The 14,617-nt window shown below is 46.5% G+C and carries 14 protein-coding genes; all 14 read right to left on the reverse strand.

The window, feature by feature from the left end:
* Positions 1-3 precede the first annotated feature (3 nt).
* On the reverse strand, positions 4-1,308 hold the full coding sequence (gene ftsA / locus AC3B4V_RS05590; protein WP_029342138.1) for a cell division protein FtsA: 1,305 nt from the start codon (positions 1,306-1,308) through the stop codon (positions 4-6).
* Between the two features lie 229 nt (positions 1,309-1,537).
* Positions 1,538-2,317, reverse strand: a complete 780-nt coding sequence (locus AC3B4V_RS05595) for a cell division protein FtsQ/DivIB (RefSeq protein WP_214858048.1) — start codon at positions 2,315-2,317, stop codon at positions 1,538-1,540.
* A 60-nt stretch (positions 2,318-2,377) separates the two neighbouring features.
* Positions 2,378-3,472, reverse strand: coding sequence for an undecaprenyldiphospho-muramoylpentapeptide beta-N-acetylglucosaminyltransferase (gene murG, locus AC3B4V_RS05600; protein ID WP_488377957.1), 1,095 nt, complete (start codon positions 3,470-3,472; stop codon positions 2,378-2,380).
* The gene (gene murD, locus AC3B4V_RS05605; protein ID WP_214859724.1) at positions 3,469-4,815 is read right to left on the reverse strand and encodes a UDP-N-acetylmuramoyl-L-alanine--D-glutamate ligase; all 1,347 of its coding nucleotides are present in this window, start codon (positions 4,813-4,815) and stop codon (positions 3,469-3,471) included. Before murD ends, murG begins: the two co-directional genes overlap by 4 nt.
* A gap of 33 nt (positions 4,816-4,848) precedes the next feature.
* Complete coding sequence (mraY, locus tag AC3B4V_RS05610; protein ID WP_050677532.1) at positions 4,849-5,811, reverse strand: phospho-N-acetylmuramoyl-pentapeptide-transferase; 963 nt, start codon at positions 5,809-5,811, stop codon at positions 4,849-4,851.
* A gap of 23 nt (positions 5,812-5,834) precedes the next feature.
* Complete coding sequence (locus AC3B4V_RS05615) at positions 5,835-7,154, reverse strand: UDP-N-acetylmuramoyl-tripeptide--D-alanyl-D-alanine ligase (RefSeq protein ID WP_251138110.1); 1,320 nt, start codon at positions 7,152-7,154, stop codon at positions 5,835-5,837.
* A 108-nt stretch (positions 7,155-7,262) separates the two neighbouring features.
* Positions 7,263-9,332 (reverse strand): penicillin-binding protein, encoded by a 2,070-nt coding sequence (locus AC3B4V_RS05620; RefSeq protein ID WP_488377958.1) that lies wholly within the window; start codon positions 9,330-9,332, stop codon positions 7,263-7,265.
* Between the two features lie 65 nt (positions 9,333-9,397).
* Positions 9,398-9,784: a cell division protein FtsL gene (gene ftsL, locus AC3B4V_RS05625; protein WP_023468808.1), complete on the reverse strand. Its 387-nt coding sequence runs from the start codon at positions 9,782-9,784 to the stop codon at positions 9,398-9,400.
* A 13-nt stretch (positions 9,785-9,797) separates the two neighbouring features.
* Positions 9,798-10,736, reverse strand: coding sequence for a 16S rRNA (cytosine(1402)-N(4))-methyltransferase RsmH (gene rsmH / locus AC3B4V_RS05630; protein WP_214859722.1), 939 nt, complete (start codon positions 10,734-10,736; stop codon positions 9,798-9,800).
* Between the two features lie 161 nt (positions 10,737-10,897).
* Positions 10,898-12,460, reverse strand: a complete 1,563-nt coding sequence (gene bshC / locus AC3B4V_RS05635) for a bacillithiol biosynthesis cysteine-adding enzyme BshC (protein ID WP_488377959.1) — start codon at positions 12,458-12,460, stop codon at positions 10,898-10,900.
* Positions 12,461-12,489: 29 nt separating this feature from the next.
* The gene (locus AC3B4V_RS05640; protein ID WP_023468811.1) at positions 12,490-12,846 is read right to left on the reverse strand and encodes a DUF3397 domain-containing protein; all 357 of its coding nucleotides are present in this window, start codon (positions 12,844-12,846) and stop codon (positions 12,490-12,492) included.
* Positions 12,843-13,652, reverse strand: coding sequence for a ketopantoate reductase family protein (locus tag AC3B4V_RS05645; RefSeq protein WP_488377960.1), 810 nt, complete (start codon positions 13,650-13,652; stop codon positions 12,843-12,845). The genes AC3B4V_RS05640 and AC3B4V_RS05645 overlap by 4 nt, the downstream gene beginning before the upstream one ends.
* Before the next feature lie 83 nt (positions 13,653-13,735).
* Positions 13,736-13,909 (reverse strand): 50S ribosomal protein L32, encoded by a 174-nt coding sequence (gene rpmF, locus AC3B4V_RS05650; protein ID WP_012370841.1) that lies wholly within the window; start codon positions 13,907-13,909, stop codon positions 13,736-13,738.
* Between the two features lie 46 nt (positions 13,910-13,955).
* The gene (locus AC3B4V_RS05655) at positions 13,956-14,465 is read right to left on the reverse strand and encodes a YceD family protein (protein WP_230088521.1); all 510 of its coding nucleotides are present in this window, start codon (positions 14,463-14,465) and stop codon (positions 13,956-13,958) included.
* Positions 14,466-14,617 lie beyond the last annotated feature (152 nt).

The following is a 14,617-nucleotide window of genomic DNA, read 5'->3' on the forward strand; positions in this document are numbered from 1 at the left end:
GCATTAACCAAAGAATTTCTCAAAGAAACTGCTGAATGACTTTTTCTCTTTTGGAGGCTGTTCACGTGTCGACCGTTCTTCTCGAACAGGTGTCGCTTGTTCGTTCATGAGCAGTGCATCCTGTTCACGTCCGTGTGCTACGACTTCCTTCTCTTCCGCGCGGTCGAAACCTGATTTCGATACGGCGCTTCGTGAAAGTACATAACGTAACATACCAGCTGCGACGGCATACTTCGGATGACGAATACCAAGACTAGCAGGTTGATAGACATTGACGCTCTGCTTGAAGATTCGTTTTCCAAGCTGGTCGATTCCCGGCAGTGAAGAACTTCCGCCACACAAGATTAAACCGCTGTTCATATGAGCGTATCCGGCTTGAGTCATTCGTTTTTGAATCATCTCGAAGATTTCCTCAAGTCGTGCTTCTAATACGAAACCGATTTCTGATTGTGGCTCGAAACGATGTTCCCCGTTGATCGTGACGTAAGAAACTTTCTCTTCCGGATCACCGAGTGCTTCAAGTGCAACACCGTACTCTTCTTTTGCGAGCTTCGCATCTTGATATTTACAATTCATCTTATACGTCAAATCACGTGTCAGATGATCGCCACCGTATGGCAACGTCGTCGAGTAGACGAGATCATTCTTTTCATAGATGGAAAGTGTCGTCGTCTCATGTCCGATGTCGATGATTCCGACACCGAGTTCGAGTTCATCAATCGATGCTGCGATTCTAGATACCGCTAAACTCTCCAGCACATATCCAGCAAGCTCTAAACCAGCCCGTTCAATGGAACGTTTAATGCTATGTAGGATCGTCTTTGCTCCGATGATGAGCTTCCCTGTTACTTCGAGACGATAACCAATCATTCCTCTAGGATCAGTGATCTCCGTTTGCTGATCGACCGTAAACGTCTTTGGCAGAACATCGACAACACTGAGTTCGTTTGGAATTCGCATGACCATCGCAGAATGCAGAACATCTTTCACGTCATCATCCGTGATTTCATTGTCCTCACCTTTGATTGATGTCATCCCCTGGCAATCCTTCACTTGAATGTGTTCGCCAGAGATAGCAACATATACTTCACCAATTGGTTCACCAAGTGTACGTTCCACTTCCGTGACCGCTTGTTTAATGGCATGTACCGTTTGATCGATGTCAACGATGACACCTCGTTTAACACCCGCGGATGGTGCAGAACCTTCAGCAAGAACGTTCAGCGTTCCACCAAGTAGTTCACCGACGATGAGTTTCACCTCCGATGTCCCTATGTCGAGTGCGGCAATCGTACCTTTCGTTTCCATGGGAGTGACACCTCCACTTTCATAATACTAATCCTTTTTATTCCTAATTATATTCTAGGAACAGGACAGGCTTCTTCTCGTTTAAGTCTACACTATATAAATACTTACGAAAAGAAGTTATTGCCCGTCTTAGCGTTCGAATAGATTACGATTTGATGACGATTCGAACAACGGTCAACGAATGAAAACACACGTTTGTTTTTTTGTTCGTCAACCCTTTACGAATCTTCTATTTTTTCCCTTTATATGGCTTGAAATAGATACCGCCATCAATTGTAATTGTTCCCGTCTTTCCTTTCGGTAAGGCAGAAATGACCTTCACGTATTCATTCAAGGAATTTGAAAAGGCAGACGTACTGAGTAATACCGTATTCCCATCCGTCATGAATAACTTCAGACCGCCTTTGTCCGTCTTATCGTTTGCGACGATTTCTGAGATTCGGCTCCGTACTTTCGGCTCGATTTTAACAAGTTCCTTCGTCAATCGATTTAATGACTGATCCGTGAATCCTGTCAAGATTGGAGCATCGAATAGTTCTTCCTTCGACTTTCCAGGAATGATCGTTCCGTCCGCAAGCACAATCCGGTCTCCCGGTTTATCCTTCGCGTAAGCAATCTCTTTCTCTTCCGTCACCGTCACGCGATATTGATGCAAAAACTGTTTTTGCATCGTCGCTTCTTGAATACCCGGAACCTTTTCGATTCGCTCAAGAACGTCTTCCTCCGATACATTAAAGGCGTGTGTTTCCTTCACCTTAATCCCCGACGCTTGCAAGATATCAGCAGACTTCACATTGACGTTACCCTCGATATCAAATCGAGCAACCCGAGAATAACTCGATTGTAGATAAAAGACGACACCGACCAATAGACCAATCAGAATCAGGACATAAATGAGTCTTCGGTTGGCTTTTTTGCGACGTTGTTCACGGATATAAGGTATCTTATCCTCGAGACTACGGACGTTCTCGTCCTCTTGTGGTCGTCCGACCGCTCTCCGTTCCCTCACGTCTCATTCCCCCTCCATACGTAACAGTTCATTTCCCTATCGGTCTTTTCCTGCAATAGTTTAGTTTTTTTGTGCCGTCAATCGTAACAATTCATCAACTAAGTCCCGTGAAGCGTTCGGCATACCGAGCGCAAGCGCCGCTTCAGACATCATTTTTTGTTGTGCTAACGCTTTTTCACATGCCTCAAACAACCGATCACCTGTCAGTTCCTGTTCACGAATCAATAGACTCGCACCTGTCTCGACGAGCGATGAGGCATTGACCTCTTGATGATTTTCCGTCACGTAAGGACTCGGGATGAGCACGCTCGGTAAGCCGAGTGTCGTCAGCTCTGCAAGCGTACTTGCTCCCGAACGCGAAATGACGAGTTGACTGGCTTTTAAGATGTTCGGTAAATCATATACGAATGGGCGAAGTTGAATGCGTTCTGGCACGGAACCAACGCGTGACACGATCGTATCGTAATGAATTTGACCCGTAACGAAGAGGAGCGACCAGCCTGCTTGCTCGACCTTTGGCATCATATCGACGACTGCTTCGTTGATTGCAGGTGCGCCACGACTACCGCCATAGATGACGATGAGAGGGCGTCCTTCCTCAAAACCGAAACGTTGTCGCTCTTCAAGCGGATTGATGTTGAGCTCTGCCACTTCAGAAGCACGCGGATTTCCAATTAAAACCGTCTTCGCTTCATTCTTACCGAAGTGATGTCCAGACCCTTTAAAAGAGAGTGCAACTCGATCCACATATCGAGCTAAGAATTTATTCGTGATACCAGGTAAACTGTTTTGTTCATGAACGAGTGTCTTGAAACCCATTTTTGCAGCCGTATACAATACCGGTCCACAAACGAATCCACCTGTACCGACGACGATATCCGGTTGGAACTGACGCAGTAGTCGACGAACACGCCGGACGCTCTTGACGAACCGGATACCGGTCTTGACGTTTTCGAACGACAAGGAACGACGGATACCAGAAATCTCAATCGATTCAAATGGAATTCCCGCGCGACGGACGATATCCGCTTCGAGACCATTTTCTGTTCCGATATAGAGGACCTCACACGGCATGCGTTGTTCGAGCTCCCGGATCATAGCGAGTGCCGGATAAATGTGACCGCCTGTACCGCCTCCAGAGACGACGATTTTCATACTGTTGTTCCTCCTACTTCATGTACGGCACGAACGAAATGATCGCCGCGCTCTTCATATGTCTTGTATTGATCCCAACTTGCAGATGCTGGTGACAGAAGAATGATGTCGCCGGGTTGTGACACTTCAAACGCCACTTTCACCGCTTCATCCATCGCCTCAACAACGGTCGACGCATAGCCATTTTCTGACGCAAGCGTTCCGAATCGATGACCTGTCTCACCAAGTCCGATGACGTGTTTGACGTGCTTCATTGAATCGAGTAACGGTGTCAAATCCGCTCCACGCTCGAGTCCGCCACATAACCAGATGATAGGTGCCGTAAATCCAGACAACGCCGCTTCTGTTGCAACATTATTCGTTGCTTTTGAGTCGTTGTAAACTTTTCGACCAGCAATTTCACCAACGAACTGTGTCCGGTGCTCCACACCACCAAACGTCCGTAGAACGTGTTGAACGTCAGATAATGCTAAGTTAAACGGTTCGACGAGTGTTAAGGCTGCGAGAACGTTCTCGACATTATGCCCACCACCGAGAGCCAGTTCATCAACAGGTAAGATACTCGTCCCATTGATTGTCAACGTATCGTTCATGACTTCTGCGTATGCCGATTGACGACGAGAGAACAAGAGTGGCGTTACTTCAGCAGTCTTTCCGAGCGCATTGACGGACGCATCATCGGCATTCAAGACAAGACGATCCGTTTCTTTCATGTTCTTAAAGATCCGGGCTTTCGCTTCGCCATACGATTCAAAATCACCATGATAATCCAAATGTGCCGGTGATAAATTCAAAAACGCTGCCGTGTATGGTCGGAATTGCTCGATCCCCATCAATTGAAAACTTGATAATTCAATGACGATGATATCGTCCTGTTTCGCCTGACATGCGATTTCAATTGCCGGGAATCCAATGTTTCCTGCCAAATGTACACGCCGCGTACCGGTTTTCAACAATTCATGGACAAGCGTCGTCGTCGTCGTTTTCCCGTTCGATCCCGTGATGGCAATCCACGTCGCATCTGTTGCTTGATACGCCAGTTCTACTTCTGTCCAAACCGGAATGTCGCGTCGCAAAGCTTCTTGTAGCAGATCGATGTGATACGGAATCCCTGGATTCTTGACGATCAAATCGATATCGTCGAGTAGTGTGAGCGGGTGCTCACCATAGACCGTCTTAACATCGAGTGATGCAAGCGTCGCTTGATCACTCTCGGACGGCGTTTTCCCGTCATTGACCGTTACCTCTGCACCAACACTCGCTAAATATCGAGCTGCTGCGATTCCACTTTTCGCCGTTCCGAGAACGAGCACTTTTTGATCATTCCATTGTCGTTGTTCCATTGTTGAATCGCTCACTTTCTCTCTTCTTTTTTATTACACGAATAGATAGGCGATGAATGCCATCAAACAGCTGATTCCTGCGAATGTACCGACGATCCGCCATTCGCTCCAACCGACCATTTCGAAGTGGTGGTGAATCGGGCTCATTTTGAAAATCCGTTTTCCTGTCGTCTTAAAGGAGATGACTTGTAGAATGACGGATAATGTCTCGACAACGAACACGATACCGATTAAGACGAGTAGTAATTCCAGTTTTAAGACAATCGATAGACCTGCTAGTGCAGCTCCAAGTGCAAGTGACCCTGTATCTCCCATGAAGATCTTCGCTGGGTGCGCATTGAATAATAGGAATCCGATCAAGGCACCGACCGCTGAGAAAGCAAAACAAGCAGCGCCTACTTCATCCGCGATAAACCAACTGTATAATCCGAAGAACAAGAATGTTGGAATCGCTGTGAACGACACGAGACCATCTAGACCATCCGTCAAGTTGACTGCATTTGAGAAGCCAACTAACCAGAACAAGGCAACAAACGGGTAGACGATACCGAAATCAAGCTCAAAATCTGTAAATGGAATCGATAGATACGTCGCATCACTCGTGAATCCACCGCTCAACCAGACGAATAACAATCCGACGACGATTTGTCCAATTAATTTTTGTTTCGAATTCAGACCAAGGTTACGTTTCTTGACGACTTTGATGTAATCATCAATGAAGCCGATAACGCCATAAGCAAGTGTTAAAAACAGTAACGATAATTGTGTCGTCGATAGATCGCCCATGACGACTGCACCGAGAACGCTGACGATCATCGCAACAAGAATGACGATTCCACCCATCGTCGGTGTTCCTGATTTGACCTGATGCCATTGCGGTCCTTCTTCCCTAATTTCCTGACCGAATTTCAATTGGTGTAGAAACGGAATCGCCTTTGGCATAACGAGTAGTACAACAAGAAATGCAAGAATAAGACTGATGAATAATGTGATCATAGCAGACACCCTTTTTTCAAAAATTAGTTTTCGTTCAGATATGTTAATATCCGTTCAAGCGCCATCCCACGTGACGCTTTCAATAAGACGATTGTTCGTTCTCCGAGCAGCGGACGCAATCGTTTTGCAGCATCCTCGACAGTTGCTGCGAATTGGATTTGAACAGACGGATCGCTGATTCCTTCCGCAATCCACGCGCCTTTCTCCCCTACTAGGATAGCATGCGAGACGGGTAACGCAATCCGCTTTCCGACCGAGGCATGTAATAAGCGTTCTTGGTCCCCTAATTCATACATATCTCCGAGGACGAGAACTCGTGTCGTATACCCTTCCAGCGCAGTAACCGTCTCAATCGCTGCATTCATCGATGTCGGACTCGCGTTATACGCATCATTGATGACCGCAGTCTCTTCAAAGAGTAATCGTTCCATCCGCATCGGTGTCAATTCAACCGCATCGAACCCTTCTTGAATCCGAGCGTCCGTCACGCCAAGTGCACGTGCTGTCGCAATCGCGTATGCTGCATTTCGGACTTGATGTTTCCCTAGCACTGGTAGGTGAAAAGCGGTGCCATCGTAAGTAAAGGCCGTCCCAAAGAGCGTTGCTTCCCTAGTTTCGATCCGGTACGTATTTCCGATCTGATAGCCAATCTTCTCTGCTTGAACTTCTGCGAGAAGTGGTTCGTCACCATCAACGAATAAATGACCACCTGGCTTGAGTCCGGATTGAATCTCGAGCTTCGCTTTGGCGATGCCACTGCGTCCACCGACTTGCTCCGCATGCGATTCGCCGATGTTCGTGACGAGCGCGATATCTGGCTCAGCTAGATTCGATAAGAATTCAATATCGCCAAATCCATTCATTCCCATCTCAAGTACAGCGACTTCCGTATCAGCCGGCATCATGAGAATCGTTAACGGCATTCCGATATCCGAATTGAAGTTTCCTTGAGTCTTATGTGTCTTGAACGTCGTCTTGAGTACGCTTTCGACCATGTCCTTCGTCGACGTCTTCCCATTTGATCCAGTGATGGCGACGACTTTTGGCGCAATCTGCATTAAGTATCGTTTTGCGATTTGTTGCAGGGCAACCAATGGTTCATCGACTTCCAAGAAAACGATATCGATGTCTGGTCGATCAATGCCTTTCTTCCATAAGGTGACGATCGATCCTTGGTTTTTTGCACCTTCAAGGAATCGATGACCATCGACGCGTGCTCCCTGAATCGGAACATAGAGACCGTCTTCTAGTTGTGCGCGTGAATCCGTTGCAAAATGACGAACGATACGATCATCTTTCACATCGAGATGCAACCATTCAGCGAGTTGCGTAATTGTTAACATGATATATACCTCCATTCGATGACAGCAAAAGAGGACGAATGCAAAAGTCAACGAATGACTCCTGTTCGTCCTCGTCTTCCTGTAGAAATCAGGAAACTTGCTCTACCGTTACTCTTTAGGTTCAGCTAGTTCGACCGTCAACTTTCCATTTTCCTTCACTAGTGTACCAGTTCGAGCCGATTGTTTGGTTACAAAACCTTTACCGATGACGTCGAGCTTCAAATCATATAAGCTGACAAGCTTTTTGACGTCTCGTTGCGACCAACCGGTCAAATCTGGCATCTTGAACGTATTTGATGTTTTCAGCAAGACACGTTCTCCGCTGACGAATTCCTGTCCACGGGATGGAATCTGCGAAACGACTTCAGCACCATCGCCTAGGATGACCGCAACTGCCTCTTGTTCTTTTGCTAGATCAGTCGCTTGTCGAGCACTCTTCTTGATATAACTCGGCGTGATCTTCGCTTTGACATCCACCGAATCCTTTTGCGTTTCCGGTTGGATGCTACGATACTGTAGTGCCGTATTCATGACACTCTTGAACACAGGACTCATGATGAGTGGACCAGAGACGGATGATTCGTTTTTCGATGGACGATCGACCGCGATGTACATGATCAATTCCGGATCATCTTTTGGGGCCATACCGATGAACGAGTGAATGAATTGTCCTTGAATATACTTTCCATTCTCAGAAATCTGAGCCGTACCGGTCTTCCCAATGACACGGTAATCTTTCAACTTATACATTTGACCTGTACCAAGCTTACTGTTGACGACACCGTCGAGTGCTTCGCGTGTTGCTTTTGCCGCTTCAGCAGAAATCGGTTTACCGACGACTTCTGTTTTCGCTCGGTAGGGTGCCTTATCCGTATGATCCGCTTTTTGGATGATATGCGGTTTGACCATCTCGCCGTCTCCAGCGATTGCTGTCGCTCCTTGAAGCAATTGCATCGGCGTGACCGCAGTCGATTGCCCCCATGAGGTGATGAGCGCATTCAACGGTTTAGACAAGTCGGATTGACTATTTACTTCTCCCGAGATGTCTATACCCGTTCGTTGGTCAAAATGAAACTTCTTAAAGTAATCTTTATACCGTTCGATCCCAAGTTTTTCTGCTGTCAACTTCGAGAACATGACGTTTGAAGAGTGATAGACCCCTTCAATCATCGGAATGGTTCCCCAACCGACATCGTTATAATCCTTGATGACCGTCCCTTTATAGTTATAACTACCCGATTTATACATCTCATTCGGACGGAAGACTCCCGCATCAATCGCCGCTGCGAGCGTAAAGATTTTCATCGTCGAACCTGGTTCGAATCGTGACGAGACGGCGAAATTCGTGAAATCTTTCATATCACGTAAATTCGGGTTGAACGATGGGCGATCCGCCATGGCGAGGATTTCACCGGTCTTCGCATCCATGACGATCCCCGTCGCATTTTTCGGTTTGTACGTGTTGTACATTTTTTGCATTTCTTTTTCAAGCGATTGTTGGATTCGATGATCGATCGTCAAATAGAGATTCGATCCATCCTTCGGTTCGTTCGAAACACGCGACGCACCTTGAATCAACGGATTACCGCTACGATCCTTTTCAAAGACACGGGCTCCGTAGGATTCACTTAAAGCATTATCATACTGCTTCTCGATTCCCATCTGACCTTGTAAAGCGACTCGACCATTTTCCTCGGTTATCTTTTGAACGAATCCAAGTGTATCGGACAGGAAGATGCCGTTCGGATAGTATCGTTTCGGCTCTTCAATCATCCGGATTCCGGGAAGTTTCAACTTGTCGATCTTCTCTTTTTGATCGAGCGTCAAATCATTTCCTTTTTTTCCGAACTCAATTTGAGAACGGTCTTTGTTTTCAATCAGATAGGTCTCCAGTTCCTTCGTCGTCATCCCAAGAATCGGCGCAAGACCTTCAGCCGTCTTTTTAAAGTCGACGATCGTCTCATCTGGATCTTTGACACCACCAAGTCGATAAACGCCAATCAGATGATAGGATGGAATATTGATCGCAATCGGGGAACCGAGACGGTCGAAAATCTCGCCACGTTCTGCTCCAAGCGTTTCTTGAGACTCCCATCGTTTCTTTTCCGCGTATGCAATCATATCTTCACCGTGGAACTGTTTTGTCGTTGCTAAATACAAAAATCGGCCAATGAACACAAAAAAGAGAGTAGCAAATATCACCATGATAAAGGCTACTCTCCAACGGGATTTTTTCAGTGGATTCATTTAGGAATCACCTTGATGTTCCCTTTACGCATATCAAGACCCTGTTCTTTTGCAATCTTATAAATCCGTTCCGGAGAGCTTAAGTTCGTGACCTCTAGTTGTAAACGTTCGTTCTCTTTTTTGAGTGATTGTGTGACTTGGTTCTCTTTCGCTAAATCACGGCTCACATTATACGCTTCGTTATGCGTACTGATCGTCAAACTCCCAAATAACACAAGACCACCAATCATCGCGCTGTATAAGAATTTTTCAAATGGATACAAGCGATACTTCGGACGGACGGCGACGCGACGCGCGATATCTTCCGTCTTTCGTGGTTCCTGAACAGGTTGTTGACGAACGGGTTGAACCGTTTGGACCGATTTACGAAGTGGTTCTGCCATTGGAATGCTCCTCTCAAGTTTCTTTCATTTTTTCAGCAACTCGTAATTTTGCCGATCGGGCGCGACGGTTATCATCGAGCTCTTCAACACCAGCCGTAATCGGTTTACGTGTGACGAGTCGGAGTTCCGGCTCCATTTCGACGGGAATCATCGGTAACCCCGGCGGAAGCTCGGGTAGTGATGATTTTTCTTTGATTGCTTGTTTACACATGCGATCTTCAAGTGAATGGAACGTAATGACACATAGACGTCCACCGACCCGTAATACATCAATGGCTTGGTGTACCGCACGGTCAAAGACATTCAGTTCATCATTGACAGCGATCCGGATTGCTTGGAAAGTCCGTTTCGCAGGGTGACCACCTTTACGTCGTGCTGGTGCTGGAATCGCATCCTTGATCAATTCGACGAGTTCGAACGTCGTCTCAATCGGTCGCTCTTCCCGCGCTTTTTCGATTTTGCGCGCAATCTGTTTCGAGAATTTCTCTTCCCCGTATGTAAAGAAGATACGTACGAGATCATTGTACGACCACTCATTGACGACTTCGTAAGCAGAAAGTGGAGAAGATTGATCCATGCGCATGTCGAGACGTGCGTCGTGATTATAACTAAATCCCCGTTCCCCTTCGTCTAATTGTGGTGAAGAGACACCGAGATCGAATAAGATGCCGTCCACTTTCTCGACGCCATGTGCTGCCAACTGCTCTTTCAGATAAGCAAAATTACTCTTTATTAAAGTAAAGCGACCTTCATACGCCGCGAGACGTTCTGCTGCATGAGCGAGAGCGACATCATCCTGATCAAATGCGTATAGATGACCTGTCGTCAATTGCTTGACGATTTCTTCGCTGTGTCCTGCTCCACCTAATGTACAATCGACGTAAATACCGTCGGGTTTAATCGCGAGTCCTTCGATCGACTCCCATTTCAATACTGTTTCATGCTCAAACATGTCCTGCCTCACCTTTCACTGTCCTTGAAGGACGTTACTCTTTTTCAATGTATCACATTCTCTCGTGAAAACGTTACGAAAATGAGACAGTTTCCTTGATTTATTTAACTTTTGTGTAATTTTCGCTAAAAAAACGAAAAAACCTGCTAGTTTCAGCAGGTTTAGAGGAAAATCTTCAGTTGGTCACTCGTATTCGCTTCATAGGCTGTTCTTAAGTCCCGCACAAAATTAAGACCATGATGATTTAACCACGGTAGGACAGAATGAATCCGCTCTTGTGGCGCTCCATCAGGAAAGAGATGGTAAGCCGTCTCTTTATATTGCCGTGTCTGTCGGTCAAACTGACGTCGATCTTCTGCCAGTAGACTAGCGACTGCTTGATCGAGCTGTCTCTTGATCTTCTCACTCTTACTCGATGTCCGCAGTAAACCCTGTTCGAGCGAGAGAAATTCGGAGACGAAACTGTCTTTTAGCATCGCTGCCGCCTGCATATGTCCTGTCACCTTCTCTTCTGAATAAACCGGAATCGGAACGCCTGACCGGACGATTTCTTCGAGCGACACCTCGAGTTTAGCAAGACGTTTTTCATCGCTACGACGCACGAGTAACCCACCCATGCGGGGAATCAATAACGGCATCGTCCAATTCAGATGATGAAAGAGCGGTCGTAAGCGTGTCCAGTATGCTAACTCTCCCGGACCACCGATATAGGCAAGCGTCGGGAACAGGTAATCCTGCATTAATGGACGCGTCACGACACTGTTGGAGAAGCGTTCCGGACTGGCGTACAGCAACGCGATCAATTCAAGCTCCGTATACTGCTTTCCTTGTTTCGTCTCGAATCCGTCTGCTGTCGGATAAAGCAACTGACGACCGTGATCATCGACGAAAAGATGCGCCGCTTCCTCGTTCAAGAATGTATCCGGTAACTCTTGCGTCTGCGAAATACCATCCTTCAATGCTCGTCTAAATTCCGCATTGTCTTGAATCAACCGTTCAAAGAACGGAATCTCGAGTTCACGGACAGATTGTGTATCCGCATCAAAGAAGACGACATCAAAATCGATCAATTCACCGATCAATTGCGAGAAAAACATCCCATACGATGTACACTCTTCAACGAGTTGCTTCAGACGCGTAACTAATCGTTTCGTATGAACCGTTTCTGGCATTGCTCGGAATGCCTCTTCGATGATTTCAAGAAGTGCTGCTTGATCAAAAGAGATTCGACTGACCGAGCGGGCAATCGATTCTGAAGGTGTGACAGCGATTTTACGCGTTTGATAATCCGCTGTCGGAACGTAAACATGGTTAATCTCATCAAAATCGTGATCTTCGGTCGCGAGCCAAAAAATCGGAACGACAGGTCTCCCAAGTGTCGTCTCCGCCTGCTGCGCGACCTTCAGACAGGTCAACAATTTATAGATGGCATATAATGGTCCGCCAAAGATACCCGTTTGTTGCCCTGTAATGACAACTTGAGCTTCACCCGTACGAAGCTTCGCGACACGTTCCCGCAAACGCTCCGTCATGTTCGGATTTTGACGTTCGATTTCGTCTGTCAGTGCATCAAGATGCGGATAGTGACGTTCTTCAAGCAAACGGCTCCTCGACGCTAAACCACTCTCTCCAAGGTGGTCGACATATGTTAAGAATTCTTCTCGTGAAGCACGATGCATCAACGAGTTTTCATCGTATAAGGCTTCAAATGGTTGTACCTTCAAACAAAATCCCTTCTTTCTTACCTAACTGGTCAGCTGATGAACAGTTGACGAATACCGAGTACGAACAGTATGAAATGGACGGGTAATGCCAGCAAGATGATGATCCGCCAACTGTGGCGAATCATTTGTCTCAAATCAACATCAAGCTGACGAATTCGTTGCCAGAGCGCATTCAACGCAAACACCAACAACACGACGATGACGATCCACCCTAAGTAATTTGTTCCGGTCAAGGCAATCAATGCAACATGAATCGCATACAGCACGATGAATGTTCCAAAGTCGAGTGCAAATCGAACGGCCTTCCCATGTTTCCGAAATAGAAGTAGAAAGACGAGATACAACGCAATCAGGCTGAATAAAGGAAAAATGATGAAGACTGTCACTGCGGACCCTCCCTCTGTTTGATCTGTTCATAATAAAAAGATAAACGTGGCGTCGCAGTCGTCGCCTGACGTAATGCGTATCCAAGTATCGGCTCTACTTCCGTTCGTCGTCCGTACTCAAGATCTCGTAACATGGAAGAACGGTTTTTGCTCGTATTCTTCATGATCCGCTCGATCTCGGAATAAGTAATGTCATGGTGCGGGAAGATCATCCGCATTTCGTCAAATAATTGACGGGCTTCTTCTCGATAAGGCATCTCTAATAAGGATCCATTCTCAACACCGTAATAAGCCGTCACTGGATTGATGACGACGTTGATGAACAGCTTCGTCAATAAGACAGTTTCCATATCTGACTCGAATTCAAAGCATAGCTGCTTTGACGACAAGTTCGCTACCTCTTGATTCCCGTAGCGGATGCGTCCTTTTCCAGTATGCTGGACTTCAAACGGTGCAGTACGCATGGCACCATGTTCGACGACACCAAATAAGACATGCGGCAATTGCTCTTTCCATTTCAAATGATCCATTCCATTTTGCAGGAACATGACGGGACACGTCAGCCGTTTAAGGAATGGAATCACACTTTTTATATCATACGACTTTGTCGCGACAAACACCAAGTCTTCTGACTCGAGCCGATCAATCTTCCGGATCCGTACGAGACGACTCGCTTGTCCATCGTGAATGATTGGTCGTTCCTCTTCTTGTTCTTGTCGCACATAAAGCGTGACTGCATGCTCTTCCGATAAATAAGAGGCAAGCAACAATCCGATGGCACCCGCGCCAATGATTCCAACATTCATCTATTCATGTCCCCTTTCATGAAAAAAGCGACCTTAAAACCGATTTCTCGATTCGAAGGTCGCTTTTATACCGATCAATCAGCTTATTTGCTGACGATTTCTTTACCTTTGTACGAGCCACATGCTTTACAAACGCGGTGTGAAAGTTTCATTTCACCACAGTTTGGGCACTCGACCATACCTGGTACACGGAGTTTGAAATGAGTACGGCGAAGACGTTTGCGTGTTTTCGACGTTCTGCGGAATGGTACTGCCATCGTTGTCCACCTCCTTGAAAAAATACACTCGCCTTTACTTCAGAAATCAGGAATCCTGATCTTTTTTAAAGAACTGAGCGAGACCCGCGAGTCGCGGATCGATTTTTGGTTCGGTTTCCTCTGGATCTTCTTCAGAAAGAATCGTCCAGCCTTCCCCCTCAACCAACTGATTCTCTTCATCATCCCCATGCACTTGCACTGGCACATGAAGTAAAATCAATTCTTGCACGAGCGGTCGAAGATCGACCGTATTCCCGATCGGCACGTTGATGTCATCTGCTTCGTTCGAAACAGCATCGACCTCGAGCAGGAATGGCTCGATGGATTCAATCTCGAATGGATAAGCGACGTCATTTAGCGTCCGGGCATCCGGAAGCGTCATTTCGCCGGTAATCCGAAGATTGAATATTAATTGATTCGATGTAAACGATGCATTTGCACGAACGTGCACAGGTTGCACCGCCCGGATATCCGGATGGAGGGCGACTAGCTCATTGAGCTCGATCGTCTCGTTAACCTGAAGTTGACCCAGATTGCGCAATTTATTCAATTGCATCAGGGACCATTTCATCCGAATCACCTCAATTGCAACAATATGAATTATAGAGAGGACATCTTGTTTTGTCAATGTTTTTTCTTTACACTGAAATCGCTAGAGAACGAACACTTTTGGACGTCTTTATCCATATTACCGCACTTAATTCGGTT

It is taken from the genome of Exiguobacterium sp. E17S (genome assembly GCF_057772545.1).

Excerpts from the sequence above, each read along its gene's own strand:
- ftsA (WP_029342138.1), bottom strand. The coding sequence starts at position 1,308 with ATGGAAACGAAAGGTACGATTGCCGCACTCGACATAGGGACATCGGAG.
- murG (WP_488377957.1), bottom strand. The coding sequence starts at position 3,472 with ATGAAAATCGTCGTCTCTGGAGGCGGTACAGGCGGTCACATTTATCCG.
- murD (WP_214859724.1), bottom strand. The coding sequence starts at position 4,815 with ATGGAACAACGACAATGGAATGATCAAAAAGTGCTCGTTCTCGGAACG.
- mraY (WP_050677532.1), bottom strand. The coding sequence starts at position 5,811 with ATGATCACATTATTCATCAGTCTTATTCTTGCATTTCTTGTTGTACTA.
- AC3B4V_RS05615 (WP_251138110.1), bottom strand. The coding sequence starts at position 7,154 with ATGTTAACAATTACGCAACTCGCTGAATGGTTGCATCTCGATGTGAAA.
- ftsL (WP_023468808.1), bottom strand. The coding sequence starts at position 9,784 with ATGGCAGAACCACTTCGTAAATCGGTCCAAACGGTTCAACCCGTTCGT.
- rsmH (WP_214859722.1), bottom strand. The coding sequence starts at position 10,736 with ATGTTTGAGCATGAAACAGTATTGAAATGGGAGTCGATCGAAGGACTC.
- AC3B4V_RS05645 (WP_488377960.1), bottom strand. The coding sequence starts at position 13,652 with ATGAATGTTGGAATCATTGGCGCGGGTGCCATCGGATTGTTGCTTGCC.
- rpmF (WP_012370841.1), bottom strand. The coding sequence starts at position 13,909 with ATGGCAGTACCATTCCGCAGAACGTCGAAAACACGCAAACGTCTTCGC.
- AC3B4V_RS05655 (WP_230088521.1), bottom strand. The coding sequence starts at position 14,465 with ATGCAATTGAATAAATTGCGCAATCTGGGTCAACTTCAGGTTAACGAG.